This window comes from Neoroseomonas oryzicola (assembly GCF_012163135.1).
Classification (GTDB): domain Bacteria; phylum Pseudomonadota; class Alphaproteobacteria; order Acetobacterales; family Acetobacteraceae; genus Neoroseomonas; species Neoroseomonas oryzicola.
This window is the reverse complement of record NZ_JAAVUP010000005.1, coordinates 148,297-175,224: the sequence shown is the minus strand read 5'-3', so window position 1 is coordinate 175,224 and position 26,928 is coordinate 148,297. Positions and strand designations below refer to the sequence as shown.

The window sequence follows — 26,928 nt, the reverse complement described above, 5'->3', positions numbered from 1 at the left end:
GCTACATCGCGGGCTCGTCGGCGATGGTGGACTTCGTGCGGTCCTTCGCCTCGGGCTTCATCTTCTCGACGGCGCTGCCGCCGGCGGTGGCCGCCGGCGCGCGGGCGGCGATCGGGCATCTGCGGGACAGCACGGTGGAACGCGAGGGCCTGCACGAGCGCGCGGCGACGCTGCGGCGGCGGCTGGATGCGATCGGCGTGCCGCACCTGCCGAACCCGAGCCACATCGTGCCGGTGATGGTCTACGACCCGGTGCTGTGCCGGACGATCAGCGACATCCTGCTGGATGAGCACGGCATCTACGTGCAGCCGATCAACTACCCGACGGTGCCGCGGGGGACGGAGCGGCTGCGGATCACGCCCTCGCCCGTCCACGCGGACGCGGACATGGACCGCCTGGTCGCGGCGCTGACCGACGTCTGGGCCCGCTTCAGTCTCAAGCGGGCGGCCTGACCCTCACGCCGCCGCGGACAGCGGCGGCCGGTTGCGGATGAAGTCGGCACCCTTCTCGGCGATCATCATCGTCGTCGCGTAGGTGTTCGACGAGGTCATGCTCGGCATGACCGAGGCGTCGATGACGCGCAGCGCCTCGAGCCCATGGACCTGCAGGCGGTCGTTCACCACCGAGGTGACGTCCGTCTCCGGGCCCATGCGGCAGGTGCCGATCAGGTGATAGGTCGTGCTGCCGTTGCGATAGGCGAAGTCGAGCAGCTCGTCGTCGCTCTGCGTGTTGACGCCGGGCAGGACCTCGGCCTCGAGCAGCCGCTGCATCGGCGTCGTGGCGAACAGGCGCCGGATCAGCCGGATGCCGCCCAGGTGCACGCGGCGGTCCATCTCGTGGCTCAGGTAGTTCGGCTGGATCTCGGGGTCCTCGAAGACGTCGGCGCTCTTGGCGCGCACCCAGCCGGTGCTCTCGGGGCGGTGCTGCCAGGCGCCCGCCGTGCAGCCCGGATAGTCGTCGAGCACGTAGACCTTGCCCTCGGCGTAGGAGCCGGGGGTGAAGACGCCCTGCAGGTCGGGTTCGTCCAGGCCTTCGAAGGACTTCCAGAAGATGTGCACATGCGACGGGGCGGTCGCGAGGATGGAGGGCTTGCCCGCCGCCCACCGCGCCACCTGCTGCGCCAGCTTGAAGCCCTTGGCGAGCTGGTTGAGCGTCTCGACGCCAGGCTTGGCGCGCATGACGATGCGCGAGGCGTAGTGGTCGCGGAAATTCTCGCCGACCGGCAGTTCGTGGAAGACCGGCACGCCGATGCGCGCGAGCGTCGAGGCCGGCCCGATGCCCGAGACCTGCAGCAGACGTGCGGTGTTCGCCGTGCCGGCGGAGATGATGACCTCGCGCCGCGCGCGGACCTCGATGGGCGTGCCGCCGCGCTCCGTCTGGTAGCGCACGCCGACGGCGCGCTTGCCCTCGAAGACGATGCCGCAGGCCCGCGCATTGGTGCGGACCTCGAGTTCCTTGCGCGCCATGGCAGGCTTGAGGAAGGCCCGCGCGGCGGAGACGCGCCAGCCCTTCTGGATGCCGCGCTGGAAGTAGCCGACGCCCGCCTGGTCGCCCGAATTGTAGTCCGGGTTGCGCGGCAGGCCGGCCTCGACGCAGCCCTCGATGAAGGCTTCCGACAGCGGATGGATCCAGTCCATGTCGGTGACGGGCAGGGAACCTTCCTTGCCGCGCCGGTCATCGCGCCCGAAGCCGATGCGCTTCTCGGTGCGCATGTAGTAGGGCAGGCAGTCCTCGTAGCCCCAGCCGCGATTGCCGCGCTGCGCCCAGGAATTCAGGTCCCCCGGCTGGCCGCGGTTGTAGATCATGCCGTTGACCGAGGAGGAGCCGCCCAGCGTGCGTCCCTGCGTGGTCGAGATGGCGCGGCCGCCGGTGCGTTCGGTCGGCGCAGTCTTGAACTGCCAGGTGACCGAGGGATCGACCAGCGTCTTGATGAAGCCCGCTGGGATATGGATCCAGGGATTGCGGTCGGGCGGACCGGCTTCCAGCACGCAGACCGTGACGCCCGGATCCTCGGTCAGCCGCGCGGCGAGGATCGATCCGGCGGCGCCGGCGCCGACGATGACGTAGTCGAAGGTGTCGGGCGTGGGGGCCATGGCGATGTGGCGGCTCCTGGAGATGGCAAGGCGCCGCAAGTTAGGCGCGCCGGCACCCGCCCGCCAGACCGGAACCGCCGCGTCCGGCCCCTGTCGGGCGCGCGGCTGCTGCGGCAGGATGGGCGGCCCTTGGAGAAACCCCGATGACCTTCACCGCCCCGCCCCGCCGCGCCGGCTGGATCGAGCGCCCCGATGCCCGAATCCGCTACGAGGTGACCGGGGAGGGGCCGGCCATCGTCTTCGCCCATGGCCTCGGGGGGAACCTGATGTCCTGGTGGCAGCAGGTGGCGCATTTCGCGACGCGCTACACCTGCGTCGCCTTCTCCCATCGCGGCTTCTTCCCCTCGACGGCGCCGGCCGAGGGCCCGGACCCGGCGGCCTATGCGGCCGACCTCGCGGCGCTGGTCGATGAGCTCGGCATCGCCGATGACCTGCGCATCGTCTGCCAGTCCATGGGCGGCTGGACCGGGGTCGAATACGCCCTGATGCGGCCCGGCCGGGTGAAGGCGCTGGTGCTGGGCTCGACCACCGGCTCGCTCGACGCGCGGCAGATGCGCGAGCCGGAACGCTCGCGCCTCGAACCCTGGAAGCAGGAGAGCGCGGCGGCGCGCGTGGCGCTGCTGAAGCGCAACATCCTCCCCTCCTACGGCGCGCGGATGGCCGAGGAGCAGCCGGCGCTGAGCCAGCTCTACAACCACGTCTACGGCCTGACCCAGGGCTTCGACAGGGAGGCGGTGCGCGCCAGGCTCGATGCCCTGCGGAGCCGACCGCCCGAGAGCCTCGCCGCGGCGAAATGCCCCGTCCTGTTCGTGCCGCCGGAGGAGGACATCGTCCTGCCGCCCTTCGCTGCCGCGGCGATGGCGCCGGTGATCCCCGGCGCCAAGGTCGTGCCGATCCCGAAGGCCGGCCATTCCGCGCAATTCGAACGCGCGGCGGAGTTCAACGCGATCGTCGACGCCTTCTTCGCCGAGGTCGGCGCCTAGGCCGACCGCGCCCCGCGCACGAGGCGCCCGGGCAGCGCCCCGGTCGCCTCGCCCTCGCGATAGGTGATGGCACCCGACAGCACGGTCGCGACATAGCCATCGGCCGTCTGCACCAGGCGCTTGCCGCCGGCCGGCAGGTCGTAGTGCATCCGCGGCGCGCGCAGCTGCAGCCGCGCGAAGTCGATGACGTTGACGTCGGCCTTGCGCCCGGCCGCGATCACGCCGCGGTCCACGAGGCCCATCGCCGCCGCGTTGTCGTGGCTGATGCGCTTCACGGCCTGTTCGACCGGCAGGCGCGCGCCGCGCTTCCGGTCGCGCGCCCAGTGCACCAGCATGTGCGTCATGCAGGAGGCGTCGCAGATGTAGCCGACATGCGCCCCGCCATCCCCGAGGCCCATCAGCGTGTGCGGATGGGTCATCATCTGGCGGATCGCATCGAGGTCTCCATCGGCGTAGTTCAGCAGCGGCCGGTTCAAGATGGCGCGGCCGTCGCGTTCCAGCATCAGGTCGTAGCAAAGCGCTTCGGGCGTCATGCCGCGCACGGCGGCCATGGCGGCGACGGAGCGCTCGGGCGGCGGCTCGTAGTCCGGCGGGTCGCCAAGCGGGAAGATCTTGTCCCAGTTGTTCAAACGCACCTTGAGCCCGGCATCGTCGGTGGGCTCGGCGAGGATGCGCGCGCGTCGGGCCGGGTCGCGCAGGGCGGCGATGCGCTCGGGCAGCGGGAGATGCGCGACCTCACGGTAGGAGGGGCGCGTCAGGAAGGGATGCTGCGAGAGCTCGAAGCCGAACATCAGCCCGACCGGGCGGCCCATCACCTGGCCGAACATCTGCACGCCGGCGGCGTTGGCTTCCTCCACGCGGTCGAGCAGCCAACGCCAGAAGGTCGGCTTGGATTCGCGCTGCAGCAGGGAGAAGGTGAGGGGACGCCCCGCCACCGCGGCGACGCGGCGCAGGCGGGCGAATTCCTCCTCGGCCGGGTCGTCGAAGTCGGAGATGACCTGCAGCCAGCCATGGCCATGGTCCCGCAGGGCGCGGGCGAGCGCTTCCAGTTCCGGCTCCGGCGCGCCGAGCGTCGGGATGTGCCGCCCGTCCAGCGTGCGGTGCGCCAGTGCGCGCGAAGTCGAGATGCCGACCGCGCCCGCGGCCAGGCCCTCCGCGGCGAGGCGCGCCATCTCGGCGATCTCCTCGGGTGTCGCCTCGGCATGGGCCTCGGCGCGCTCGCCCATGACGTGCACACGGAGCGGCGCGTGGGTGACCATCGCCGCGATGTCGGTGTCGTAGCGCCGCCCGCCGAGGAAGTTCAGGTAGTCGGGGAAGGATTCCCAGGTCCAGGGCAGGCCCTCGGTGAGGACGACCTCGGGCAGGTCCTCCACGCCCTCCATCAGCTTCACCAGCATGTCGCGCCGCTCGGGGCGGCAGGGCGCGAAGCCGACGCCGCAATTGCCGATCAGCGCGGTGGTGACGCCGTTGATGGAGGATGAGACCAGCCGCTCGGACCACGAGGCCTGCGCGTCGTAATGCGTGTGGATGTCGACGAAGCCGGGCGTGACGAGCAGGCCCTTGGCGTCGATCTCCTCCTTGCCGCGCGCAGCGACCTTGCCCACCGCGGCGATGCGCGCGCCGTCGATGGCGACATCGGCCTCGAAGGCCGGCGCGCCGGTGCCGTCGACGACGGTGCCGCCGCGGATGACGAGGTCATGCATGGCGCGGCTCCCTCAGACCGACAGGGCGATCTTGCCAAAGTGCTTGTTGGCCTTCATGTGGCCGAGCGCCTCGACGACCAGGTCGAGCGGGAAGACGCGGTCGATCGGGATGGTGAAGCGGCCTTCCTCCACCGCCTGCCACAGGTCGCGGCGCATCGCGGCGTATTCGGCGCGGATCTCGTCGCGCGAGCGCGTGCGGTGCGTGACGCCGATGTAGGAGATGCGGCGCGTCGCATGGGTGTCGAAGTCGAATTCACCCTTCATGCCGCCGAGCCGCCCGACATTGACGATGCGGCCCAGGATCGCCGTGCAGCGCATCGCCGCATTGATGGTCGCGGCGCTGATCTGGTCGATCACCAGGTTCACGCCCTTGCCGCCGGTCGCGGCCAGCACCTGGTCCACCCAGTCGGCATCGCGGGTATTCACCGCGACGTCGGCGCCGAATTCCTTCAGCCGCGCCCGCCGGTCATGGTCGGTCGAGGTGCCGACCACCAGCGAGGCGCCCATGAACTTCGCGATCTGCATCCCCATGATACCGACGCCGGAGGAGGCGCCGAGGATCATCACGCTCTCCCCCTTGGCGAGGCGGCCGTTCATGACGATCGCGTCGTGCATGGTGGCGAGCGCGACCGGCAGCGTCGCCGCTTCTTCCCACGACAGGTTGCGGTCCGGCACCTTCTGGACGCGGCCGATGTCGGCGACGGCGTATTCGGCATAGCCGCCCGACCCGGACGCGGTGACGCGGTCCCCGACCTTCACGCCCGTCACCGCGCTGCCGATGGCCTCGACCTCGCCCGCGAAGTCGAGGCCGAGGATCGTCCCTGGCCCGCCCATCGCGCCATGCGCGCCACCGGCGGCGACGCCAAGATCGGCGCGGTTCAGCGTCGCAGCGCGGACGCGGACCAGCACTTCTTCCGGCCCGGGGCTCGGGCGGGGCATCTCCTGCACCCGAACGCCTTCCGCCGTGACGACAGCCGCACGCATCGTTTCCGTCATGTCCGTTTCATCCCCTGGCGCCGCTGAGGCCCTGCACACGGATGATACCGTCCGGCACCGCGCGCAAGCCCTGGATCGAGGCCCCGGCGCCATGCAGCGTCAGGGGCTGCCACAGATTGATGTAGGGCCGATCGGCCAGGTAGATGCGCGCCGCCCGGTCGTAGGCCGCGGCACGCGCCGCGGGATCGACGCTGCGCCGCGCCTCGGTCAGCTCGGCATCGACGTCCCGGTTGCAGTAGCGACCGCCGTTCAGCGGCACCCCGCAGGCGTAGAAGGCATAGAGGTTGCCGTCGAGGTCGACGCGCCCGGACCACTGGATCATCAGCGCTTCGAAGTCGCCGGCGGTCCATTGGTTGAGCAGGGTCGCCGTCTCGATGACCTGGATCTCGATGTCGATGCCGGCCTCGGCGGCCATGGCCTGGATCACCTCGGAGGCCTGCAGGTAGTCGGTGGTGTTGGGCACCGAGAGCTTGATCCGCACCCGCTGGTGCCCCGCCTCGCGCAGCAAGGCACGGGCACGCGCGACGTCGCGTGGCGGCAGCGGGACCGAGCGCGCATAGAAGGGGTGGTCCGGCGGCACCGCCTGGTTGGCGGGAACCCAGAGGCCCTCGAAGGCCACGTTGACCAGCGCCTGGCGGTCGATGGCGCGTTCCAGCGCCTCCCGCACGCGCGGATCCTGGCCGAGCGGCGTCTGCGACCGCGCCCCGTTCGCGACGTTGATCGCGATGTAGAAGGTCGCGAGCGAGGGGCCCTGCACCAGCCGCACGCGCTGGTCGCGGCGGACCTCGTCGACGTCGGAGGGGCTGATCCGTTCGATCACGTCGAGCGCGCCGGCGCGGAGATTCGCCAGCCGCACGGTGGAATCCGGTATGGGGCGGTAGGTGATGCGCTCGGCATGGACGTTGGCGCGGTCCCAGTAGCCGTCGAAGCGCTCGAGCTCGATGCGGTCCTGGGCGACGCGGCGGGTCAGGCGGAAGGGGCCGGCGCAGGCGGGCTCGCGCTGGAAGTCCGCGCCGGTCACGCGCGCCTGGCGGGGCGAGACCAGCATGCCCGCGCGGTCGGCCAGCGCGGCCAGCAGCGGCGCGAAGGGCTCCGACAGGCGCAGCGTGACCTCGAGCGGGCCGGTCGCGACGACCTCGGTGACCGGGCCCATCTCGGCCTTGCGGGTGGAGCCGGGGGTCTCGATGTGGCGGCGCAGGCCGGTGGCGGCGGCCTCGCCGGTCAGGGGCTCGCCGTCATGGAAGCGGACGCCCTCGCGCAGGGTGAAGACCAGCGCCTTGCCGTCATCCGCCCAGCGCCAGGCGGTGGCGAGCTGGGGCACGATCTCGAGCCGTTCGTTGATGTCCACCAGCTTGTCGCACATGGCGGCGAAGACCTGCCGGCCGGTGACGGTGCGCGACAATGTCGGGTCGAGCACATCGGGGTCGGAACTGATGCCGATGCGCAAATGCTGCGCCGAGGCGGGCAGGGCGAGGCAGGACATCATCAGCAGGGCGGCGAGGCGACGCATGATGGGGTTCCCGGATCTGGTTTCCGGCCGCCAGTCTTCCCCCGGCACCTGCATCGCGCAATGGAGCCCGCCCTGCCAAAAGACAAAGAAGGGAGGGGGTCTGGGGGAGGTTCTCCTCCCCCGGCCTTCAATGCCCTTCGGGCGCCCGGTGGATCGGATCGACCCAGAGCACCGTCTCCGGCTTCTCCACCGGCTCGATGTCGATGTTGATCGCGACCGCCTCGTTGTCGGAGCGCACGAGGACGCATTCCAGCGTTTCGTCGGGCGAGGCGTTGATCTCCTGGTGCGGCACGTAGGGCGGGACGTAGATGAAGTCGCCCGGCCCGGCCTCGGCGGTGAATTCGAGCTTCTCGCCCCAGCGCATCCGCGCCTTGCCCTTCACCACGTAGATCACGCTTTCCAGGTGGCCGTGGTGATGCGCGCCGGTCTTGGCGTCGGGGTGGATGTGGACGGTGCCCGCCCAGATCTTCTGTGCGCCGACGCGCGCCGCATTGATTGCAGCGGCGCGGTTCATGCCCGGCGTCTGGGCGGTATTCGCGTCGAGGCTGTTGCCCGGGATGACGCGGACGCCGGTGGTCTTCCAGCCATCCGCGGGGATGGAGGGGTGGTCGTGGCCGTCATGGGGCATGGCGCGGGTCCTTCGGTGTCGTCGGACCCTGGAGAGAAGCGCTTCGCTGCCGCGGCGCAAGTGCTTGAAAGAAATAGCGATCGGCTGCTCCGGCGCAAGGTTCGCGGAGCAGCCGATCCTGTGTGGGCAAGCTCAGGGGGAAGGGATTCCCCGGTCAGGAGGCCTCGGTCCGGCGGGCGAACCAGCCCCGCGCGCGATAGCACCCCATCAGCATCACGGCCTGGAAGGTGAAGCCCACCGCCAGGCGGCTGACGCCGCCATGCAGCACGATGACCGCGAGCAGTCCCGTGACGGTCAGCACCAGCCCGAGATGCACGCCATGGTCGAAGGCGGCGAGGGCCGTCCGGCGCAACTCCGGATGCAGGGGCATCGGACTGATCAGCGCGCCGCTGAACAGCATCACCATCAGGGCAACCGTGACCGCGAAACTGCCCTTGAAGCCGATGTTGGCGACAAGGGTCGCGAATTCGCGCGCCAGGGCAAGGTCGGGCAGGGCGCGCAGCACCAGGAGCACGGCGGCGAGCGCAACGGCCGCGGTGACCGCCGCCCGCGCGGGTTCATCCGGGGCGCGCGTCGCGCCTTCGGCCAGGCGCCGCGGGAGGAGCGGCCAGGTGTCGATCGTCGGGCGCTTTTGGGCCATGTCGGGGGCCTCCGGGGAGAGATCGTCAGGACCTCTCCATATTCCGCCCGAGCCGTTTCCAACTGGCTAATGCGCTTCAAGAGAAAGTCATCGTGCGAACGGCGCGGCCCTTGGCAGCCATTCGTCCTGCGTGGCGCCGGCCCGCACTGGTCAACCATGCCGCGGCATGGATGTGGGCGTGCGGGCCGGCGCAGTCTCCAACGGCAGCTCAGCCCTTGCGGGGCAGCAGTCGCTCCGCGAGCGACGCCCACCAGGAGGCGCCGACCGGCAGGATCTCGTCGTTGAAGTCGTATTTCGGGTGATGGAGGCTCGCATCCTGCTCACCGCGCCCGCCGCCCAGCATCAGGTAGGCGCCGTCCTTGGCGTTGAGCATGAAGGAGAAATCCTCGCCCCCCATGGTCGGCTTCGGCATGGGCAGGACGCGCGCCTCTCCCTGCACGGCGCGGGCGGCGTCGGCGGCGATGTGGACGCTTTCGACCTCGTTGATCGTCGCTGGGTAGAGGCGGATGAACTTCGCCTCGGCCTGGGCGCCGAAGGCGGCGGCGATGCCGGCGACGGTCTCGAGGAAGCGCTTCTCGAGCAGGTCGCCGATCTCGGGGGCGAACCAGCGCGCGGTGCCGAGCATCGTCACCGTCTCGGGGATCACGTTGTAGGTGTGGCCGCCATTGATGTGGGCGATGGTGATGACGCCGGCGTCCACCGGCTCGACGTTGCGGGCGACGATGGATTGCAGCGCCTGCACCATGGCGGCGGCGATGACGATCGGGTCGTTGCCGTTGTGCGGCATGGCGCCATGGGCGCCCTTGCCGGTGATCGTCACCTCGAGGTTCGCGACCGCGGCCATGACCGGGCCCTCGCGCCAGGCGAAGATGCCGGCGGGGATGGAGGGCCAGTTGTGCAGGCCGAATACGCGTTCCATGGGGAAGCGCTCGAACAGCCCTTCCTTCACCATCACCTCGCCGCCGCCGAAATTCTCCTCGGCAGGCTGGAAGATGACGTAGACGGTGCCGTCGAAGTTGCGCGTCTCCGCCAGGTACTTTGCGGCACCCAGCAGCATGGTGGTGTGCCCGTCATGGCCGCAGGCGTGCATCTTGCCCGGCGTCTTCGAGGCATAGGGGGCGCCCGTCTCCTCGAGGATCGGCAGCGCGTCCATGTCGGCCCGCAGTCCGATGGCGCGGCCCGAGGCAGCGTTGTTGCCGCGGATCACGCCGACCACGCCGGTCTTCGCGATGCCGGTGACGACCTCATCGCAGCCGAATTCGCGCAGCTTGTCGGCGACGACGCTGGAGGTGCGGACCTCCTCGAAGGCGAGTTCCGGATGCTCGTGGAAGTCCCGCCGCCAGGCGGTCATCTCGGCGTGGAAGTCGGCGATGCGGTTGTGCACGGGCATGGGGGTCGGCTCCGGTCGTCTCAGGCGGAGGTGTGGCCCTGGGGGAAGGTCAGGGCAAGGCCCTGGCCGAGGGGAATCGGCTCGACCCCGAGCAGCCGGCGCATGGGGCCGATGTCGAAGGCCTTGTCCTCGGTCAGGCGGCGGATCTCGTCAGCGCCGATCCGCGGCAGGCCCGGAATGAAGCGGGTGAGGGGGGCGAGGAGGCGGAGCGGCAGGGCCGGGATGGGCAGGATGGGCGGCACGCGCAGCCCGGCCGCGCGGGCGACGGCGGCGAGGAAGTCGCGATAGGCCATGGGCGCCGGGCCGGCGATGACGATGGTGGTCGCCTCGGCCCAATCGCGCTTCAGCGCGGCGAGCAGGGACCGCGTGACGTCCCCCTGGTGGATCGGCTGGACCAAGGCGCGGCCACCGCCAGGCAGAGGCGCGAATGGCAGGCGGGCGATCAGGGCGGCAAGGCGGCGGACGTTGTCCTCCCCCTCGGCGCCATAGATCATGGTCGGGTGCAGCATCACGCCGCGGCGGCCTGAGGCCAGGAAGGCTGCCTCTCCCGCGCGCACGCCGTCGCCATGCGCGTCCGGCCACTGCGAGTAGCGCCGGGTCGAGCCCATCAGCACGAAGGAGGCGCCCGGTTCCGCCGCGGCCAGCAGCGCCGGCGCGTGGCGGGCGTGGGCGGTGCTGACGACGCACTCCGCCCCGGCCAGGGCGCGGTGCAGTGCTGCCGGGTCGCGCAGGTCGGCGACTCGCGCTTCCCCCGGCAGGCCGAGCGCCGCCCAGGCGGCCGCGTTGCGGACCACCGGGATGAAGGCGATGCCCTCCGCCGCCAGGACGCGCGCGAGCGCGGCGCCGGAGCGCCCCGTCGCGCCGACCAGGGCGATCAAGGTTCGGCGCGCAGGAAGGCGAGGTCCGCGCCGAGCGGGGCCTGCGTCACCTGGTCATGCACCAGCTTGTCCCAGCCGCGCTTCGGCGCCGGCGCCGGTGTCCAGGCGGCGCGGCGCTGCGCGAGCGTCGCCTCGTCCACCAGCAGGTCCAGCGTGCGGTTCTTGACCGACAGGCGGATGCGGTCGCCGGTCTCGACGAACTGCAGCGGGCCGCCGACCGAGGCCTCGGGCGCGATGTGCAGCACGATGGTGCCGAAGGCGGTGCCGGACATGCGGCAGTCGCTCATGCGCACCATGTCCTTCACGCCCTGGCGCGCGAGCTTCTTCGGAATGGGCAGGTAACCGGCCTCGGGCATGCCCGCCGGGGAGCGCGGACCCGCGCCCTTCAGCACCAGGATATCCTGCGGCGTGACGTCGAGGTCGGGGTCGTCGATGCGGTCCGAGAGATCCTTCAGCCCGTCGAAGACGATGCAGCGGGCCTCGGTCTCGAAGAGCGACGGCGTCGCGGCGCTGCGCTTGAGGATGGCGCCTTCCGGGGCGAGGGAGCCGAACAGCGCGACCAGCCCGCCGACTGGGGAGACCGGCGTCTGCCGCGCGCGGATGATGCGGCGATCGACGAAGTGGCTGCCATCGCCGATGCGCTCGGCGAGCGTCCTGCCGTCGAGGTCCTTGGCGGTGAGGTCCAGCAGGTCGCGCAGTTCCCACAGCAGGGCGCGCATGCCGCCGGCCGCGTGGAAGTCCTCCATGTAGCCCTCGCCGGTGGGCTTGAGGTCTACCAGCACCGGGGTTTCCTCGGACAGCGCATCGAGGCGCTTGAGGTCGAGCGACAGCCCCGCGCGGCCCGCGATGGCGGCGAGGTGCACGATGGCGTTGGTCGACCCGCCGAGCGCGAGCAGCACGCGCACCGCATTGTCGAGGTTGCCCTGCGTCATCAGCGACAGCGGCGAGACCGGGTTCTTGATGAGACGCACGGCCTGCGCGCCCGCTTCCTCGGCGATGCGCAGCCGGTCGGCATGGACGGCCGGCGCGGAGGCCGCATCGAGCGGCATGAAGCCGAGCGTCGAGGCGAGGCAGGCCATGGTCGAGGCGGTGCCCATCACGCCGCAGGTGCCCGCCGTCGTCGCGAGCTTGCCTTCCAGCGTGGCGATCTTCTCGTCCGAGACCTCGCCCGCGCGGTAGCGCGCCCAGTAGCGGCGGCAGTCGGTGCAGGCGGACAGGCGCTCGCCCTCGAAGGCCTGGGCGAGCATCGGGCCGACCACCAGCATCACCGACGGCGTGCCCGAGCTGATCGCGCCCATCAGCTGCGCCGGCACCGTCTTGTCGCAGCCGCCCACCAGCACCGCCGCGTCCATCGGCTGGTTCGCCAGCATGGTCTCCGTGTCGAGCGCCATGAGGTTACGGTAATGCATGGAGCACGGGGACAGGGACGGTTCGCAGATGCTGATCGTGGGGAAGGACAGCGGCAGCCCGCCGGCGGCGAGCACGCCGCGCTTCACCGCCTCGATCAGTTCCGGGATGGTCCGGTGGCAGTTGTTGTAGTCCGAGGCGGTGTCGGCGATGCCCACCACGGGCTTGTCGAGCATCGCCTGGCTGTAGCCCATGGACTTGGCGAAGGACCGCCGCAGATAGAGCGCGAAGGCGGGGTCGCCATAATTGGAAGCGTTGCGGCCCAGGCCATGGGGCTTGTCGGTCATGCGTGTCCTCCGCCCCGCCGCGGCCGCCGCCCGTCAGGCGGGGCGGTGGCAGACGCAGCAGAGCTTGTTGCCGTCGGGGTCGCGCACATAAGCACCGTAGTAGTCGGGGTGGTAGTGCGGGCGCAGGCCCGGCGGGCCCTCATTCGTCCCGCCATGGGCGAGGGCCGTGGCGTGGAAGCGATCGACGGCCGGACGGTCCGGCGCCTCGAAGGCGATGGTCACGCCGTTGCCGACCGTGGCGGGTTCGCCGTTCAGCGGTAGCATCACCCAGAATTGCGGCGTCGTTTCCGGGGCGAGGGCGTAGCCGGCATACCCCTTGTCGAGATCCGCTTCCTGCCGCGCGATGCCGAGGTCCGTCAGGATGGCATCGTAGAAGGCGACGGCACGACGGATGTCGGTCGTGCCGACCGTGGCGTGGCTGAACATCGGGGCGAATCCTTCTTCCGGCGGCCGGAGGCTACTCCGGCTGGATGCCCGCCCTGCGCATCAATTCCCGGTTAAGCTCGAGTTCCCGACGGATGCGCGCCGTCAGCACAGCCGGGCCGGATTCGGTCGGCGCGAAGCCGAGCCGTGCGAAGGTCTCGGCCGCGGCCGGCGTGCCGAAGGCCTCCTTGGCAAGTTCGTTCACCCGGTCCTGCACCGCCTGCGGCGTGCCGGCCGGGGCCTGCAGGCTGAACCAGCCGCTGACCACGAAGTCCCGCTGGCCGAGTTCCGCGAGCGTCGGCACGTCCGGCAGCGCCGCCGTCCGCGCCGCGGAGGCCATGCCGAGCGCCCGCAACCGCCCCCCTTCCACATGCGGCTTGGCCGGCGCGAAGGTCGAGATCATCAGGTCGGTCCGCCCGGCGATGGTCTCAGTCAGCGCCGGCGGGGTGCCGTTGAAGGGGACGTGCAGCATCTCGGTCCCGGTCCGCTGCATCAGGTCCACCATGCCGAGATGCGACGTGCTGCCCACGCCCCAGGTCGCATAGGTGATCTGCCCCGGGCGACGCCGCGCCTCGGCCAGGACGTGGTCGAGGCTCTCCCAGCGCGGATTGGCGACGAGGATGAAGAGCGTCTCGGCGATCTGGGTGATGTGGGCGAAGTCCGCGACCGGATCGTAGCCGAGGCTGCGCAGCGCGAAGGGGGCGGTGGTGAAGGTCACCACCGTGCCCATGAGCAGGCTCGACCCGTCGGGGCGGGCGCGGGCGACCTGGCGGGCGGCGAGCGTGGTCGAGGCGCCGGGCTTGTGCTCGAGGATGAAGTTGCCCCCGGTCTTCTCGGCGAAGCCCTGGGTGATGATGCGGCCGAGCACGTCCGGCGCGCCGCCGGCGGCATAGGGGATGACGATGCTGGTGGCCTGGCCCTGCGGCCAGGCGCCCTGGGCGCGGAGCAGCCCCGGGGCGGCGAGCAGGGCGGTGGCGCCGGCGACAAGGCCGCGGCGGGACGGATGGGTCATTCGGACGCTGTTCCTCAGAGAATCCCGGGCTTGTTCCGCCCTTGGGCGGCAGGGTCGCAGGCCCCGTCGGCGGGGGGAAGGGGGCGGCAGCAGGGATGCGGTATCATAATACCGCATCGAAAAATCCGCGGCTTCGCTTGACTTTCCCGTCGCCGGCCGCGATAAGCCCGGCCGCTTCTCTAGTCAGACCCTGGAACACCGATGCTCACGAGACAGACCACCTCGCTGAAGCCGGCCGAGGTGAAGAAGGCTTGGGTGCTGATCGACGCGGACGGGCTCGTGCTCGGCCGTCTCGCCAGCCTCGTCGCCAATCGCCTCCGCGGCAAGCACAAGGCGCAGTTCACCCCGCATGTGGATTGCGGCGACCATGTCGTCATCATCAATGCCCGGAAGATCCGCGTCACCGGCGCGAAGGCCGAGCAGAAGGTGTTCTACTGGCACACCGGCTACGCCGGCGGCATCAAGCAGCGCACGGTCCGCGAGCGCCTCGAGAGCAAGTATCCCGAGCGCGTGATCGAGAAGGCCGTGGAGCGCATGATCACCCGCGGCCCGCTCGGTCGCCAGCAGATGCGCAACCTGCATGTCTATGCGGGCGCCGAGCATCCGCATGCCGGCCAGACGCCCGAGGCTCTCGACGTCGCGGCGCTGAACCGCAAGAACTCCGTTCTCGTGAAGAAGGTGGCCTGAGGCGATGAGCGAGACCCGTACCCTCGCGGACCTCAAGGAGCTCGTCGCCGGCACCCCGGCGGCGCCCGAGGCTGCGATCAAGCGTGAACCGAAGCGCGATGCCCAGGGCCGCGCCTATGCCACCGGCCGCCGCAAGGACGCCGTGGCTCGTGTGTGGGTGAAGCCCGGCAAGGGCTCCATCGAGATCAACGGCAAGACGCAGTCGAAGTACTTCGCGCGTCCCGTGCTGCGCATGCTGATCACGCAGCCCTTCCTGGTGGCCGACCGCTACCAGCAGTTCGACGTGATCTGCTCGGTGACCGGCGGCGGGCTTTCGGGCCAGGCCGGCGCGGTGCGCCACGGCATCTCCCGTGCGCTCTGCAACTACGAGCCCGAACTGCGCGCCATCCTGAAGAAGGCCGGCTTCCTGACCCGCGACCCCCGCGTCGTGGAGCGCAAGAAGTACGGCAAGATGAAGGCGCGACGTTCCTTCCAGTTCTCGAAGCGCTGACGCCCCGGCGGACGGGCGTCACGCCCGGCCGCATGGCTGGTTCAATCGGGGGGCGGGTCCGCAAGGGCCCGCCCCTCTTGCTTTTCCTAGCCGCTTTCGCGGCAAATGGCCCGGCAAGGAGGTCCATATCCCATGGCCAAGACCCCCACTGTGTTCATCGACGGCGAGGCCGGCACCACCGGCCTGCAGATCCGCGAGCGGCTGGCGGCGAACCCGCATGTCGCCCTCCGGTCGATCGCCGCCGAGCGACGCAAGGATGCCGGGGCGCGGCGTGAGATGATGGAGGAAGTGGACCTCGTCATCCTCTGCCTGCCCGACGATGCGGCGAAGGAAAGTGCCGCGCTCGCCGCCTCGCTCGGATCCAAGGCGCCGAAGCTGCTCGATGCCTCGACGGCGCATCGCGTCGATCCGTCCTGGGTCTACGGCCTGGCGGAACTGACGCCCGACCAGCCGGCGGCGATCGCCGCGGCGCAGAACGTGTCGAACCCGGGCTGCTACCCGACGGGCGCGATCCTGATGCTGCGCCCGCTGGTCGAGGCCGGGCTGATGGCCGCCGACCATCCGATCACGGTCAATGCGGTCTCCGGCTACACCGGCGGCGGCAAGTCGATGGTCGCGGCCTATGAAGCCCGCACCGCGCCGGACTTCGAGATGTACGGCCTCGGCCTGCGCCACAAGCACCTGCCGGAGATGCAGAAGTATTCCCTGCTGACGCGCCGGCCGATCTTCGTCCCGGCCGTCGCCGACTACGCGCAGGGCATGCTGGACGCGATCCCGCTGCATCTCGACACGCTGAAGGGCTCGCCCAAGCCCGCCGACATCGAGGCCCTGCTGCGCGACCGCTATGCCGGCAGCGAGTACGTCCGCGTCGTCCCGGCCGAGGCCGGCGGCAAGATCGAGCCGCAGGCGCTGAACGGGACCAATGCGCTCGAGATCCGCGTCTATGGCGACGAGGCACTCGGCCAGGCGGTGCTGGTCGCGCGCTTCGACAACCTCGGCAAGGGTGCGTCGGGGGCGGCCGTGCAGAACCTCGGGCTCATGCTCGGCATTCCGGTGAACGCCAGCCTGCCGGTCGCGGCGCCGCGCGCGGCGGAGTGATTGCCGGGGCGGGGTGGCCTTCCGCTGCCCCGCCCGAAGGCGCATCTTGCGGGGCGAAGCCCGGAGGATCCGCCATGGACACCAACCAGACCCTGACCATGCCCCCGCTCTATGTGTTCGAGGGCCACAAGCCTGTCGTGCACCCCGGCGCCTTCGTCGCGCCGACCGCCGCCGTGATCGGCCAGGTGACGATCGGGGAGGGATCCAACATCTGGTATCATTGCGTCCTGCGCGGTGACACCAACACCATCACCATCGGCCGCGGCACCAACATCCAGGACGGCACCATCGTCCATGTGAATGCCGGGCGTCAGTGCACCACCATCGGCGACGACGTCACGGTCGGGCATGCGGCGATCATCCATGCCTGCACGCTCAAGGACCGCGCCTTCGTCGGCATGGGCGCGACCGTGCTGGACGATGCGATCATCGAGGAAGGCGGCGTGCTCGCCGCGGGCTCGGTGCTGCCGCCGGGCAAGGTCATCGGCGCCATGGAACTCTGGATGGGCAACCCGGCCAAGATGGTGCGCGTGCTGACCGTGGAGCAGCGCGCCGGCTTCGACCGCACCGCGCCGCATTACGTCGAGCTCGCGCAGCGGCACCGGGCGTCGCTCGCGGGCTGACGCCGGCGCGGCATGACGAAAGCGACATCTCCGCCCTGATGGGAAATTGCTGACGCCGGGCAGCGCCTCTGCCATAGCCGCGGCGTATTCGGAACGAGGTGCGTATGACCGAGACCATCTCCCGCCTGCTCGCGGGCGGCGTTGCCGAGGCCGCGGCGATCCGCGGCACCAACGACCGGCCCAGGCTGACCTACGGCGCGCTGCGCGACCTGTGCGCGCGGACCGTAAGGCGCCTCAACCTCCTCGGCATCGGGCGGGGCGACCGGGTCGCGATCGTGCTGCCGAACGGGCCGGAGATGGCGACCGCCTTCCTCGCGATCGGATCGGGCGCCACCACGGCGCCGCTCAACCCCGCCTACCGGGCGGAGGAATTCACCTTCTACCTGACCGACCTGCGGGCCAAGGCGCTGGTCGTGCTGCACGGCATGGCGACCGATGCGCGGGAGGTCGCCGCCCGGCTGTCCATCCCGGTGCTCGACCTCGTGCCGGGGGAAGCGGCGGGCGACTTCACACTCGAGGGCGGCAGCCATGGCAATCCCGAGAAGCCCGGCATGGCCTGGCCCGAGGACGAGGCGCTGGTGCTGCATACCTCCGGCACCACGGCGCGGCCCAAGATCGTGCCGCTGACCCAGGCGAACATCTGCGCCTCCGCGCGCAACATCGGGCGGACGCTGGAACTGGCGCCCGACGATGCCTGCCTGAACATCATGCCGCTGTTCCACATCCATGGGCTGATGGCGGCGGTTCTCGCTTCGGTCGCCGCGGGCGGGGCGGTGGTCTGCACGCCGGGCTTCGACGCGCTGCGCTTCTTCCGCTGGCTCGATGAGGAACGGCCGACCTGGTTCACCGCGGTGCCGACCATGCACCAGGCGATCCTCGGCCGCGCCGAGCGCAACGCCGACATCATCGCCCGCGCGCGGCTGCGCTTCCTGCGCTCCTCCTCCGCTTCGCTGCCGGGGCCGGTGATGCAGCAGCTGGAGCAGGTCTTCTCCGCTCCGCTGGTCGAGAGCTACGGCATGACCGAGGCCTCGCACCAGATGTGCTCGAACCCGCTGGCCGGTCCGCGCAAGCCGGGCTCGGTCGGCCGCCCCGCGGGCCCGGAGGTCGCCGTCATGGACGACGACGGCACCATCCTGCCGCAGGGCGAGGTGGGTGAGGTCGTCATCCGCGGGCCCAACGTCACCGCCGGCTACGAGGCGAACCCCGAGGCCAACGCGAAGGCCTTCACCCATGGCTGGTTCCGCACCGGCGACCAGGGCGCCTTCGACGAGGACGGCTTCCTGACGCTGACCGGGCGGCTCAAGGAACTGATCAACCGCGGCGGCGAGAAGGTGAGCCCTCTCGAGGTCGACGGCGTGCTGTCGGGCCATCCGGCGGTCGCGCAGGCGCTGACCTTCGCCATCCCGCATCCGAAGCTGGGCGAGGAGGTCGGCGCCGCGGTCGTGCTGCGCGAGGGTATGGAATGCTCCGAGCGCGAATTGCGCGCCTTCGCCGCCGAGCACCTCGCGGACTTCAAGGTGCCGCGGAAGGTCGTCTTCCTCGCCGAGATCCCGAAGGGGGCCACGGGCAAGCTGATGCGCATCGGGCTGGCCGAGAAGCTGGGGCTGACGGCATGAGGATCTGCATCTTCGGCGCCGGCGCCATCGGTGGCCTCATGGCAGCCAAACTCGCGCTCAAGGGCGATGCCGAGGTCACGGTCATCGCCCGCGGCCCGCATCTCGCGGCCATGCAGGCCAATGGGCTGCGTGTGCAGAGCGAGGGGCAGGAGATCGTCGCCACCCCACGGTGCGTCGCGACGGCCGAGGAAGCCGGGCCGCAGGATTATGTCGTCGTCACGCTGAAGGCGCATTCTCTGCCCGGCGCTGCGGCGCAGATGCAGCCGCTGCTAGGCCCCGAGACTGCGATCGTCAGCGCGGTGAACGGCGTGCCCTGGTGGTACTTCCACGGCACCGGCGGCGCCCATGAAGGTCGCGTCGTCGAGAGCGTCGATCCGGGCGGGACAGTCTCGAAGCTGCTGCCGCCGTCGCGCGCCATCGGCTGCATCGTCTATCCGGCCGCCGAGGTGATCGAGCCCGGCGTGATCGAGCACACCTATGGCGACCGCTTCTCCCTCGGCGAGCCCGACGGTTCGCGCAGCCCGCGCGCGCAGAAGCTGAGCGAGGCGCTGATCGCGGCCGGCTTCAAGGCGCCGGTGCGCCCGCGCATCCGCGACGAACTCTGGGTGAAGCTGTGGGGCAACATGGCCTTCAACCCGATCTCGGCGCTGACGACCGCGACGCTCGACGTGCTGATCAATGACGACGAGCAGCGGGCCGTCGCGCGCGCCATGATGCTGGAAGGCCAGCGCGTGGCGGAGGCGCTCGGCGTGCGCTTCGCCATCGACGTCGACAAGCGCATTGCCGGCGCGGCCGAGGTCGGCGCGCACAAGACCTCCATGCTGCAGGACCTCGAGCGCGGACGGCCGATGGAGGTCGAGGCGCTGCTCGGCGCCGTGGTGGAACTGGCCGACCTGGTGGGCGAAGCCGCGCCGACCTGCCGCACCGTGCTGGCGCTGGTGCGCGCCCGCGCGCGGGCTGCGGGCTGCCTGTGATGCGCGGCGGGCGGCGCCCCGGCATGATCGCCGCGGCGCTGCTCGCGCTCACCGCCTGCGGCGGCCCGCGTCCGGAGCCGGTGACCTGGCCGGCCCCGGCCGGCGGGGGCGTCACGACGGATCCTGCCCGCCAGGCGATCAACGGCACCGCCTTCGGCTTCGCGCGGCCCGACACCCTGGCCGGGCGCCCGGCCGAGGCCGCCGAACTGCTGGCCCAGGCCGAGTTCCTCACCGTCGAACTGGCGATCGGCCCGCGCTGGATCCCCTTCGCGCCGAGCGTGCGCCAGGCCTTCGTCGCGGCGCGGCCGGAATGGCGCGCGGCGGGCGGCATCGCGCCCGATGCGGCGCCGCAGGCGGCGATCGATGCGCTGCTCGGCGCCCGCGCCGCGCTGCTGGCCGGGAACCGGGCCGCGGCGGTCGCGGCGCTCGCGCCGCCGGTCTTCCCGGCGGGCGGGGAGGATGCGCTGGCGCGGCTGTCGGCGCTGCCGCGCCTGCCGCTGTCGGCCCGGGCGGGCAGCGATGCGCAGAGCGAGATGTGGCGTGACCAGGTGCAGATCGAATCCGATCCGTGAGCCCCTGGCGGCTTTGCTGCGGCCGGGGCGCGGGGCGGAGGATGCGTCCATGCCGCGCGACGTGACGCCCCGGCGCTGGGCGATCCTCCTGCCGCTCCTGGCCCTGGCCGGGGCGTGCTCGGGCGGTCCGGTCCCCTACACGACCTTGCCGGTCGACCCGGCCCTCGGCTTCGCGGACCCGACGCGCCAGGGGATCATCCACGCCGCCTACGTCTTCCCGCGCCCGGCCTACCTGCAAGGGCGGACGGCGGAAGCGGCGCAGGGCATCTCGGAGGCCGAGCACCTCACCGTCGAGCTCCGCTACGGCGCGCGGTGGATCGAGATGTCGCCCCTGGCCTCCATGGCCTTCGAGCAGGCGCGGCCGGAATGGCGCGGCGCACTCGGCATCCCGGCCGAGGCGCCGCCGCAGGCGGTGATCGACGCCCTGACGCGCGTGCGCAACGCCGTCGCCGCGGGCGACCAGGCGGCGGCCGCCGCGGCGCTGGCGCCGCCGGTCTTCGTCCCGGGCGGTACGGAGACGCTCGCCAGGCTGACGAACCTTCCCCCCTTGCCGCGCACCGCCTGGGCGGCAAGTCTGACGCTCCAGGAGATGTGGCGCATGCAGAGACAGAATTCCCGGAGCCTGTTGGTACGATGAGCGGCCGACGCGCCCTGCTGGGCCTGCCGCTGCTCGCGGCCTGCGCCGAACTCCGCACGCCCCAGGCGCTGCCGCCGGCGGTGCTGACGACGGCGAGCGGCCAGGGTGGGCCGCTGCGCGCGGCCATCGAGGCGACGGCCGCCGCCTTCGCCAACCAGGGCCAGGCCCTGCAGGGGCAGCCGGCGCAGGCGGCGCTGGCGCTGGCGCGGCTGGAGGCGCTGGACCTCGAGGTCATGGAACGGCGCGCCTGGCCGATGCTCTCGCAGACGACGGCCTATGCGTTGCGCACGGCGCGCAACGAGAACCGGTCCGCGCTCGGCATCGCGCAGTCGGCGCCGGCGCCGCAGGTCATCACCGCGCTGGGCAACGTCTCGTCCCGGCTGCGCGCGGGCAACCAGGCGGCGGCGGAAGCGCTGCTGGTGCCCGCGATCTTCGAGCCGGGCGGGCAGCAGACGCTGGCGCGGCTCGGCGACCTCGGGCCGCTGCCGGCGGCGGAGCAGGCCTCCGCCACGCTGGCGCGCGAGGTGCGGCGGCTAGACCTCGACGGCGGCTGGGTCGGCGCGGGCAATTGGTGGCAGACCGGCGCGCCCGGGGCGATCACCGATGGGCTCGGCTCCGGCGTGAACTGAGCCCGCCGGGGCTCAGTCGGTCCCCATCACCTTCACATAGGACCCGGGCGCGTCCTCGAGCGCAGGCAGGCCGCCCTCGCCGGGGATGCGGGCGGGGACCGTCGTCTTGTCCTGGCCGCTGACCCAGCGGTGCCAGTCCGGCCACCAGGATCCGGCGAGCTCGGTCGCGCCCTTGAACCAATCCTCGGGGTCCGCCGGCAGCTCGGTGTTGATCCAGTGGCTGTACTTGCCGGCATCCGGCGGGTTGGCGACGCCCGCGATGTGGCCCGAGGCCGCGAGCACGAAGCGCACCGGCCCCTTGTAGATCTGCGTCGCGCGGTAGGTCGAAAGCCAGGGCGCGATGTGGTCCTCGCGCGTCGAGAGGATGTATGCCGGGACCTTGATCTTCCGGAGGTCCAGCTTGACGCCGTTCAGCTCGATCCCGCCCGGCTTCACCAGGTCGTTCTGCTGGTACATCCGGCGCAGGTAGAAGGAATGCATCTTCGCCGGCATCCGCGTGGAATCGTCGTTCCAGTAGAGCAGGTCGAAGGGGAAGGGCTCCTGGCCCATCAGGTAGTTGTTGACGACGAAGGACCAGATCAGGTCGTTCGCGCGCAGCATGTTGAAGGTGGTGGCCATCTCCTGGCCCTCGAGGAAGCCGCGCTTCGACATCTTCTCCTCGAGTGCGGAGAGCTGCTCCTCGTCGATGAAGACGCCGAGCTCGCCGGCCTCCTCGAAATCCACCATGGTCGTGAAGAAGGTCGCGGACTTCACCCGCGTGTCCTTCTTCACCGCCATGTGCGCGAGTGTGGACGCGAGCAGCGTGCCGCCGAGGCAATAGCCGATGACGTTGGCACCCTTCTCGCCCGTCGCCTTCTCGATGGCATCGAGCGCGGCGTAGGGGCCTTCCGTCATGTAGTCGTCGAAGCCCTTCTCCGCGAGCTTCGAGTCCGGGTTGACCCAGGAGATGACGAAGACCGTGTGGCCCTGTTCCACCGCCCAGCGGATGAAGGAGTTCTTCGGCCGCAGGTCGAGGATGTAGAACTTGTTGATCCAGGGCGGGATGATCAGCAGCGGACGCTTCAGCACATCCTTGGTGGTGGGCGTGTACTGGATCAGCTGCATCAGGTCGTTCTGGTAGACGACCTTGCCCGGGGTGACGGCGATGTTCTCGCCGACCTTGAACTTGGTGTCGTCCGTCATGCGGATCTTGAGCTGGCCACGGCCGCGCTCGAGGTCCGACAGCAGGTTCGACAGGCCGCGCAGCAGGTTCTCCCCGCCGGTTTCCGCGGTGCGGCGCAGAACCTCGGGGTTGGTCAGCAGGAAGTTCGTCGGGCTCATCGCGTCGACGAACTGGCGCGTGTAGAAATCGACCTTCTGCGCCGTCTTGGGCTCGAGCCCCTCGGCCCCTTCCACGACGTGGCGGAAGTAGCGGGCGGAAAGAAGGTAGGTCTGGCGGATGAAGTCGAAGATCTCGTGGTCGCGCCAGGCTTCGTCCTTGAAGCGGCGGTCCTTCGAATCCTCGTCGATGACGGGCTTCGGTTCGTCGCCCATCATCCGCCGCGCGGTGTTCTGCCAGAGCGTGAGGTAGTCGTGCCAGAAGCCGAGCTGCGCCTGGACCAGCCGCGCCGGATTCGTCATCAGCCGCGTCGTCATCTCGAGGAAGGCGGAGCCGATCTTCAGCGGATCGGGGTCCGGCGTGCCGTCGGTCTGGCGCTTGAGGAAGTCCGAGACGATCCGGTGCCCGCGTTCCGCCACATCGGACATGGTCCGGCTGACCAGCGCCGGGTCCGGCAGCCGGAAGGAAGCGGGGTTGGCGTTGTCTTTATCGGCCATCTGGCGTTCCGGTACGAGGCAGGCGAACCCCCGGCTTCGCGGACCGGCTGTTTCGGGCTACCGCTTCGCCGATGCGAAGGGAAGGCGGCATGACCGGTCGGAGAGGCACCAGGGGCTGGCTCCGTCACGGTAGGGTCCGGCACCGGGCCGATCAAGCGCGGCGCACGGCGATCGCGCTGGCGCTGCTGCTGGGCGGCTGTTCCGCCGGGCAGGGGCCGGAGGCGATCGGCCCCCTGTTCCGCAACATGTTCGGCCCGGCGCATGAGGGGCGGGAACCGCCGCCGGGCGCCGATGCCGATTTCCCCAATCTCGGGACGATCCCACCGCGACCCTCGATTCCCGACCCGCAGGTGCGCAACGCGCTGACGGCGGCGCTCGCCGAGGAACGGCAGCGCAGCCGCAATCCGTTCGATCCCGACACCAATCCGGTCCCGCCCCGCCCGGCCGGGACCGCGGGGGACCGCAGCATGCCGATGGCCCCGCCGGGCCCGGCGCCGCTCGCGAGCGCGCCGCGGATCCCGCTCGAGGCCCCGGGCCCCGTCGCGCCGGTGGAACCGGCCGCGCGGCCCGTGCCGCCGGCCCCGGAAGCGCCCGCCGCGCCGCGCCCCGCGCGCCCGGCGCCGGCCGCCGCCCCGCAGGCCCCGCTGCCCGAGATGGACACCGCGCCGCCCCCGCCGCCGCCGGCGGAATTGCTGGCCCCGGGCGGTGGTCCGCCGCCTCCGCCATCGCCTGATCTGCTGGCCCCGCCCCGGCGCTGAAGGCTGCGATACACAGCGCGGCGCGGGTGTTCTATAGGTCGCGGCCTTTCCACCACGGAACGCCGCCATGACCGAGGACTTCCACCGCATCCGCCGCCTGCCGCCCTATGTCTTTGCCGAGGTGAACGCGGCGAAGGCGAAGGCGCGCGCGGCAGCGGAGGACATTGTCGACCTCGGCATGGGCAACCCGGACAGCCCGACGCCGCCCCACATCGTTGCCAAGCTGATCGAGGCGGTGCAGGACCCGCGCACGCATCGCTATTCGATGTCGAAGGGCATTCCCGGGCTGCGGAAGGCCCTGGCCGGTTATTACGACCGCCGCTTCGGCGTGAAGCTCGACCCCGAGACGGAGGTCGTCGCGACGCTCGGGTCGAAGGAGGGTCTCGCGAACCTGGCGCAGGCCATCGCCAGCCCCGGCGACACCATCCTGGTGCCGAACCCGTCCTACCCGATCCACCAGTTCGGCTTCATCATCGCCGGCGCCTCGGTGCGGTCCATCCCTTACACGCCCGACGATTCGATGCTGGCCGCGATCGACCGCGCGGTGCGCCATTCGGTGCCGAAGCCGACCGCGGTGATCGTGAACTTCCCGTCCAATCCGACCGCGCTCGTCGCGTCGATCGAGTTCTACCGGGAGCTCGTCGCGCTGTGCCGCAGGCACGAGCTCTTCATCCTCTCCGACCTCGCCTATGCCGAGCTGTATTTCGGCGACACGCCACCGCCCTCGGTGCTCGAAGTGCCGGGGGCGAAGGACATCACGGTCGAGTTCACCTCGATGTCCAAGACCTACAACATGCCGGGCTGGCGCATGGGATTCGCGGCGGGCAACCCGCGGCTGATCGCAGCGCTCGCGCGGGTGAAGTCCTACCTCGACTACGGCGCCTTCACGCCGATCCAGGTCGCTGCCACCGCCGCGCTGAACGGGCCGCAGGACTGCATCGAGGAGATGCGCGTCCTCTACAAGGACCGCCGCGAGGTGCTGGTGAAGGGCCTCAAGGCCGCGGGCTGGGACGTGCCGGCGCCGGAGGCCTCGATGTTCCTCTGGGCGCCGATCCCGGAACGCTTCCGCCATCTCGGCTCGGTCGGCTTCTCGAAGCTGCTGCTGGAGAAGGCGAAGGTCGCGGTCGCCCCTGGCCTCGGCTTCGGCGAGCACGGGGACGAGCATGTCCGCATCGCCCTCGTCGAGAACAACCACCGCATCCGCCAGGCGCTGCGGGGCATCAAGTCGTTCCTCGCGGGCGACAACGCCGCGCCGGTGGACGAGAAGCAGGAAGCAGTCAGCGCATGAACCGTCCGCTTGCCATTGCGGTCGCCGGCCTGGGTACGGTCGGCGCCGGGGTCGTCAACGTGCTGCGTGCCAATGCCGACATCATCGCGGCGCGCGCGGGGCGGCCCATCACGGTGACGGCCGTGTCGGCCCGCGACCGTTCGCGCGACCGCGGCGTGCCGGTCGCTGGCCTGCGCTGGTACGAGGACGCCGTTGCGCTGGCCGCCGATCCGCAGGTCGAGGTGGTGGTCGAATGCATCGGCGGGTCCGACGGCAAGGCCAAGGCGCTGGTGGAAGCCGCTATCGCAGCGGGCAAGCACGTGGTGACCGCGAACAAGGCGCTGCTCGCGGTGCATGGCGCCGCGCTCGCGCAGCAGGCGGAGGCCAAGGGCGTCGCACTCGCCTTCGAGGCCTCGGTTGCCGGCGGCATCCCCGCGATCAAGGCGGTGCGCGAAGGGCTCGCCGCGAACCGCATCCAGCGCATCGCCGGCATCCTGAATGGAACCTGCAACTACATCCTCACGACGATGCGCAACGAGCGTCGCGAATTCGCCGAGGTGCTGAGCGAGGCGCAGAAGCTCGGCTACGCCGAGGCCGATCCGTCCTTCGACATCGACGGCATCGACGCGGCGCACAAGCTCGCGATCCTGGCGGCGCTGGCCTTCGGACGGCCGGTCGATTTCGGGGCGGTGCACGTGGAAGGCATCCGCGAGGTCAGCGCGCTCGACATCTCGCTGGCCGAGGAACTGGGCTACCGCATCAAGCTGCTCGGCATCGCCAAGCGCGAGGAAGGCGGCATCTCGACGCGCGTGCATCCCTGCATGGTGCCGGTCTCGGCGCCGATCGCGCGGGTCGATGGCGTGTTCAACGCGGTGGTGGCGGAAGGCGACTTCGTCGGCCGCGTGATGATGGAGGGCCGCGGCGCCGGCGCGGGACCGACCGCGTCCGCCGTGGTCGCCGACCTGATCGACATCGCCCGCGCGCGCTTCACCCCGGTCTGGGGTGCGGCGACCAGCGCGCTGAAGCCCGAGCCCTCGCTGCCGATGGACCGGCACACCGGTGCCTACTACCTGCGCCTGATGGTCGTCGACCGGCCGGGCGTCATCGCCGATGTGACCGGCGTGCTGCGCGACAATGCGATCAGCCTCGAATCCATGCTCCAGCGCGGACGTTCGCCGGGCGAGGCGGTGCCGGTCGTGCTGACCACGCATGAGACGAGCGAGGCCTCGGTCCGCGCGGCGCTCGCGCGCATCGCCGCACTCGATGCGGTGGTCGAGAAGCCGGCACTGATCCGCATCGAGGCGCTGTGACGCGCCGCGCGGCGGCGGGGCTGCTGCTGGCCCTGGCCGCCGCGCCGGCCGCGGCGCAGACCGAGTTCGCCGGCACCTGGCGTGGCGCCTATGTCTGCGCGCAGGGCAATACGGCTGTCGCGTTGACGATCGAACCGCGCAAGGACGGCTCCGTCTCGGCCCTGTTCCATTTCGAGGCCGCGCCGGACAATCCCGATGTGCCCATGGGCTGCTTCGAGATGCAGGGCCGCGCCGGGGATACGTCCGGCGCGATCGCGCTGCGCCCCGTCCGTTGGCTGCGTCGCCCGGCCAACTACGTGATGGTCGGGCTGGACGGCGCGATCTCGGCCGATGGCGGGCGCATCCAGGGGGTGGTGCGCGGGCCGGGCTGCACCGCCTTCCGGGTGGAACGAAGTGCGGGGCCGCCCGGAGGCGAGGCCTGCCGGGCCGGGGCGCCGCTGCTCTCGCTCCGCTGACGCGGGCCGCGATTCCGGCTATGGGCAATGCGAGGGGCAGGGTTTCC

General features: G+C 71.0%; 27 protein-coding genes. 15 read left to right on the top strand and 12 right to left on the bottom strand.

Annotated elements, in window-relative coordinates; genetic code table 11:
• Nucleotides 1-452 (top strand): aminotransferase class I/II-fold pyridoxal phosphate-dependent enzyme (locus GWK15_RS18075; protein WP_168042766.1); only part of this gene is annotated, 452 nt, incomplete at its 5' end.
• A gap of 3 nt (nt 453-455) precedes the next feature.
• On the opposite strand, the gene GWK15_RS18070 is transcribed toward GWK15_RS18075, so the two are convergent.
• Nucleotides 456-2,093: a GMC family oxidoreductase gene (locus GWK15_RS18070; protein WP_168042765.1), complete on the bottom strand. Its 1,638-nt coding sequence runs from the start codon at nt 2,091-2,093 to the stop codon at nt 456-458.
• A gap of 143 nt (nt 2,094-2,236) precedes the next feature.
• Here GWK15_RS18070 and GWK15_RS18065 point away from each other — a divergent pair, with 143 nt between their 5' ends.
• Nucleotides 2,237-3,076, top strand: coding sequence for an alpha/beta fold hydrolase (locus tag GWK15_RS18065; protein WP_168042764.1), 840 nt, complete (start codon nt 2,237-2,239; stop codon nt 3,074-3,076).
• Here the strand turns inward: GWK15_RS18065 and GWK15_RS18060 are convergent.
• The 10 genes from GWK15_RS18060 to GWK15_RS18015 form a co-directional block, all read right to left on the bottom strand.
• Nucleotides 3,073-4,779, bottom strand: coding sequence for an N-acyl-D-amino-acid deacylase family protein (locus GWK15_RS18060; protein ID WP_168042763.1), 1,707 nt, complete (start codon nt 4,777-4,779; stop codon nt 3,073-3,075). The two genes, GWK15_RS18065 and GWK15_RS18060, sit on opposite strands and share 4 nt — an antisense overlap.
• Before the next feature lie 12 nt (nt 4,780-4,791).
• Nucleotides 4,792-5,775, bottom strand: coding sequence for a zinc-binding dehydrogenase (locus GWK15_RS18055; protein WP_209442277.1), 984 nt, complete (start codon nt 5,773-5,775; stop codon nt 4,792-4,794).
• Nucleotides 5,776-5,782: 7 nt separating this feature from the next.
• Nucleotides 5,783-7,285 (bottom strand): ABC transporter substrate-binding protein, encoded by a 1,503-nt coding sequence (locus GWK15_RS18050; RefSeq protein WP_168042762.1) that lies wholly within the window; start codon nt 7,283-7,285, stop codon nt 5,783-5,785.
• 127 nt (nt 7,286-7,412) lie between these two features.
• Complete coding sequence (locus GWK15_RS18045; protein ID WP_168042761.1) at nt 7,413-7,913, bottom strand: cupin domain-containing protein; 501 nt, start codon at nt 7,911-7,913, stop codon at nt 7,413-7,415.
• A gap of 154 nt (nt 7,914-8,067) precedes the next feature.
• A complete protein-coding gene (locus tag GWK15_RS18040; protein ID WP_168042760.1) occupies nt 8,068-8,553 on the bottom strand; it encodes a hypothetical protein in 486 nt (161 codons plus the stop codon).
• Nucleotides 8,554-8,761: 208 nt separating this feature from the next.
• On the bottom strand, nt 8,762-9,943 hold the full coding sequence (locus GWK15_RS18035) for a M20 aminoacylase family protein (RefSeq protein ID WP_168042759.1): 1,182 nt from the start codon (nt 9,941-9,943) through the stop codon (nt 8,762-8,764).
• A gap of 20 nt (nt 9,944-9,963) precedes the next feature.
• Nucleotides 9,964-10,821 (bottom strand): SDR family oxidoreductase, encoded by an 858-nt coding sequence (locus tag GWK15_RS18030; RefSeq protein WP_168042758.1) that lies wholly within the window; start codon nt 10,819-10,821, stop codon nt 9,964-9,966.
• Nucleotides 10,818-12,515 carry a dihydroxy-acid dehydratase gene (locus GWK15_RS18025; protein WP_168042757.1) on the bottom strand — a complete coding sequence of 566 codons (1,698 nt, stop codon included), beginning with the start codon at nt 12,513-12,515 and terminating at the stop codon, nt 10,818-10,820. The genes GWK15_RS18030 and GWK15_RS18025 overlap by 4 nt, the downstream gene beginning before the upstream one ends.
• Before the next feature lie 33 nt (nt 12,516-12,548).
• Nucleotides 12,549-12,941, bottom strand: coding sequence for a VOC family protein (locus GWK15_RS18020; RefSeq protein WP_168042756.1), 393 nt, complete (start codon nt 12,939-12,941; stop codon nt 12,549-12,551).
• Nucleotides 12,942-12,972: 31 nt separating this feature from the next.
• Nucleotides 12,973-13,950 (bottom strand): Bug family tripartite tricarboxylate transporter substrate binding protein, encoded by a 978-nt coding sequence (locus tag GWK15_RS18015; RefSeq protein WP_168042755.1) that lies wholly within the window; start codon nt 13,948-13,950, stop codon nt 12,973-12,975.
• 201 nt (nt 13,951-14,151) lie between these two features.
• On the opposite strand from GWK15_RS18015, the gene rplM reads away from it, so the two are divergent.
• The 9 genes from rplM (at nt 14,152) to GWK15_RS17970 (ending at nt 21,276) form a co-directional block, all read left to right on the top strand.
• Nucleotides 14,152-14,637, top strand: coding sequence for a 50S ribosomal protein L13 (gene rplM / locus GWK15_RS18010; protein WP_168042754.1), 486 nt, complete (start codon nt 14,152-14,154; stop codon nt 14,635-14,637).
• A gap of 4 nt (nt 14,638-14,641) precedes the next feature.
• On the top strand, nt 14,642-15,127 hold the full coding sequence (rpsI, locus tag GWK15_RS18005; protein ID WP_168042753.1) for a 30S ribosomal protein S9: 486 nt from the start codon (nt 14,642-14,644) through the stop codon (nt 15,125-15,127).
• Between the two features lie 132 nt (nt 15,128-15,259).
• On the top strand, nt 15,260-16,225 hold the full coding sequence (gene argC, locus GWK15_RS18000) for an N-acetyl-gamma-glutamyl-phosphate reductase (protein WP_168042752.1): 966 nt from the start codon (nt 15,260-15,262) through the stop codon (nt 16,223-16,225).
• A 74-nt stretch (nt 16,226-16,299) separates the two neighbouring features.
• Nucleotides 16,300-16,848 (top strand): gamma carbonic anhydrase family protein, encoded by a 549-nt coding sequence (locus GWK15_RS17995; RefSeq protein ID WP_245211731.1) that lies wholly within the window; start codon nt 16,300-16,302, stop codon nt 16,846-16,848.
• Nucleotides 16,849-16,952: 104 nt separating this feature from the next.
• The gene (locus GWK15_RS17990; RefSeq protein ID WP_168042751.1) at nt 16,953-18,464 is read left to right on the top strand and encodes an acyl--CoA ligase; all 1,512 of its coding nucleotides are present in this window, start codon (nt 16,953-16,955) and stop codon (nt 18,462-18,464) included.
• Nucleotides 18,461-19,438 (top strand): 2-dehydropantoate 2-reductase, encoded by a 978-nt coding sequence (locus GWK15_RS17985; RefSeq protein ID WP_168042750.1) that lies wholly within the window; start codon nt 18,461-18,463, stop codon nt 19,436-19,438. The genes GWK15_RS17990 and GWK15_RS17985 overlap by 4 nt, the downstream gene beginning before the upstream one ends.
• Before the next feature lie 23 nt (nt 19,439-19,461).
• On the top strand, nt 19,462-20,010 hold the full coding sequence (locus GWK15_RS17980; RefSeq protein ID WP_168042749.1) for a hypothetical protein: 549 nt from the start codon (nt 19,462-19,464) through the stop codon (nt 20,008-20,010).
• A gap of 49 nt (nt 20,011-20,059) precedes the next feature.
• Entirely contained in the window at nt 20,060-20,647 is a 588-nt protein-coding gene (locus GWK15_RS17975) for a hypothetical protein (RefSeq protein ID WP_168042748.1), read from the top strand.
• Complete coding sequence (locus GWK15_RS17970; protein ID WP_168042747.1) at nt 20,644-21,276, top strand: hypothetical protein; 633 nt, start codon at nt 20,644-20,646, stop codon at nt 21,274-21,276. The genes GWK15_RS17975 and GWK15_RS17970 overlap by 4 nt, the downstream gene beginning before the upstream one ends.
• Before the next feature lie 12 nt (nt 21,277-21,288).
• On the opposite strand, the gene GWK15_RS17965 is transcribed toward GWK15_RS17970, so the two are convergent.
• A complete protein-coding gene (locus GWK15_RS17965; RefSeq protein ID WP_168042746.1) occupies nt 21,289-23,091 on the bottom strand; it encodes a PHA/PHB synthase family protein in 1,803 nt (600 codons plus the stop codon).
• Between the two features lie 89 nt (nt 23,092-23,180).
• On the opposite strand from GWK15_RS17965, the gene GWK15_RS17960 reads away from it, so the two are divergent.
• The 4 genes from GWK15_RS17960 to GWK15_RS17945 all read left to right on the top strand — a co-directional run bounded on the left by GWK15_RS17960 (nt 23,181) and on the right by GWK15_RS17945 (nt 26,881).
• On the top strand, nt 23,181-23,849 hold the full coding sequence (locus tag GWK15_RS17960; RefSeq protein WP_168042745.1) for a hypothetical protein: 669 nt from the start codon (nt 23,181-23,183) through the stop codon (nt 23,847-23,849).
• A 67-nt stretch (nt 23,850-23,916) separates the two neighbouring features.
• A complete protein-coding gene (locus GWK15_RS17955; protein ID WP_168042744.1) occupies nt 23,917-25,137 on the top strand; it encodes an LL-diaminopimelate aminotransferase in 1,221 nt (406 codons plus the stop codon).
• A complete protein-coding gene (locus GWK15_RS17950) occupies nt 25,134-26,426 on the top strand; it encodes a homoserine dehydrogenase (RefSeq protein WP_168042743.1) in 1,293 nt (430 codons plus the stop codon). Before GWK15_RS17955 ends, GWK15_RS17950 begins: the two co-directional genes overlap by 4 nt.
• Nucleotides 26,423-26,881, top strand: a complete 459-nt coding sequence (locus GWK15_RS17945; protein WP_168042742.1) for a hypothetical protein — start codon at nt 26,423-26,425, stop codon at nt 26,879-26,881. The genes GWK15_RS17950 and GWK15_RS17945 overlap by 4 nt, the downstream gene beginning before the upstream one ends.
• The last annotated feature ends 47 nt before the right edge of the window (nt 26,882-26,928 follow it).

Excerpts from the sequence above, each read along its gene's own strand:
- GWK15_RS18070 (WP_168042765.1), bottom strand. The coding sequence starts at position 2,093 with ATGGCCCCCACGCCCGACACCTTCGACTACGTCATCGTCGGCGCCGGC.
- GWK15_RS18065 (WP_168042764.1), top strand. The coding sequence starts at position 2,237 with ATGACCTTCACCGCCCCGCCCCGCCGCGCCGGCTGGATCGAGCGCCCC.
- GWK15_RS18060 (WP_168042763.1), bottom strand. The coding sequence starts at position 4,779 with ATGCATGACCTCGTCATCCGCGGCGGCACCGTCGTCGACGGCACCGGC.
- GWK15_RS18055 (WP_209442277.1), bottom strand. The coding sequence starts at position 5,775 with ATGACGGAAACGATGCGTGCGGCTGTCGTCACGGCGGAAGGCGTTCGG.
- GWK15_RS18050 (WP_168042762.1), bottom strand. The coding sequence starts at position 7,285 with ATGCGTCGCCTCGCCGCCCTGCTGATGATGTCCTGCCTCGCCCTGCCC.
- GWK15_RS18045 (WP_168042761.1), bottom strand. The coding sequence starts at position 7,913 with ATGCCCCATGACGGCCACGACCACCCCTCCATCCCCGCGGATGGCTGG.
- GWK15_RS18040 (WP_168042760.1), bottom strand. The coding sequence starts at position 8,553 with ATGGCCCAAAAGCGCCCGACGATCGACACCTGGCCGCTCCTCCCGCGG.
- GWK15_RS18035 (WP_168042759.1), bottom strand. The coding sequence starts at position 9,943 with ATGCCCGTGCACAACCGCATCGCCGACTTCCACGCCGAGATGACCGCC.
- GWK15_RS18025 (WP_168042757.1), bottom strand. The coding sequence starts at position 12,515 with ATGACCGACAAGCCCCATGGCCTGGGCCGCAACGCTTCCAATTATGGC.
- GWK15_RS18020 (WP_168042756.1), bottom strand. The coding sequence starts at position 12,941 with ATGTTCAGCCACGCCACGGTCGGCACGACCGACATCCGTCGTGCCGTC.
- GWK15_RS18015 (WP_168042755.1), bottom strand. The coding sequence starts at position 13,950 with ATGACCCATCCGTCCCGCCGCGGCCTTGTCGCCGGCGCCACCGCCCTG.
- rplM (WP_168042754.1), top strand. The coding sequence starts at position 14,152 with ATGCTCACGAGACAGACCACCTCGCTGAAGCCGGCCGAGGTGAAGAAG.
- rpsI (WP_168042753.1), top strand. The coding sequence starts at position 14,642 with ATGAGCGAGACCCGTACCCTCGCGGACCTCAAGGAGCTCGTCGCCGGC.
- argC (WP_168042752.1), top strand. The coding sequence starts at position 15,260 with ATGGCCAAGACCCCCACTGTGTTCATCGACGGCGAGGCCGGCACCACC.
- GWK15_RS17995 (WP_245211731.1), top strand. The coding sequence starts at position 16,300 with ATGGACACCAACCAGACCCTGACCATGCCCCCGCTCTATGTGTTCGAG.
- GWK15_RS17990 (WP_168042751.1), top strand. The coding sequence starts at position 16,953 with ATGACCGAGACCATCTCCCGCCTGCTCGCGGGCGGCGTTGCCGAGGCC.
- GWK15_RS17985 (WP_168042750.1), top strand. The coding sequence starts at position 18,461 with ATGAGGATCTGCATCTTCGGCGCCGGCGCCATCGGTGGCCTCATGGCA.
- GWK15_RS17980 (WP_168042749.1), top strand. The coding sequence starts at position 19,462 with ATGATCGCCGCGGCGCTGCTCGCGCTCACCGCCTGCGGCGGCCCGCGT.
- GWK15_RS17975 (WP_168042748.1), top strand. The coding sequence starts at position 20,060 with ATGCCGCGCGACGTGACGCCCCGGCGCTGGGCGATCCTCCTGCCGCTC.
- GWK15_RS17970 (WP_168042747.1), top strand. The coding sequence starts at position 20,644 with ATGAGCGGCCGACGCGCCCTGCTGGGCCTGCCGCTGCTCGCGGCCTGC.
- GWK15_RS17965 (WP_168042746.1), bottom strand. The coding sequence starts at position 23,091 with ATGGCCGATAAAGACAACGCCAACCCCGCTTCCTTCCGGCTGCCGGAC.
- GWK15_RS17960 (WP_168042745.1), top strand. The coding sequence starts at position 23,181 with ATGACCGGTCGGAGAGGCACCAGGGGCTGGCTCCGTCACGGTAGGGTC.
- GWK15_RS17955 (WP_168042744.1), top strand. The coding sequence starts at position 23,917 with ATGACCGAGGACTTCCACCGCATCCGCCGCCTGCCGCCCTATGTCTTT.
- GWK15_RS17950 (WP_168042743.1), top strand. The coding sequence starts at position 25,134 with ATGAACCGTCCGCTTGCCATTGCGGTCGCCGGCCTGGGTACGGTCGGC.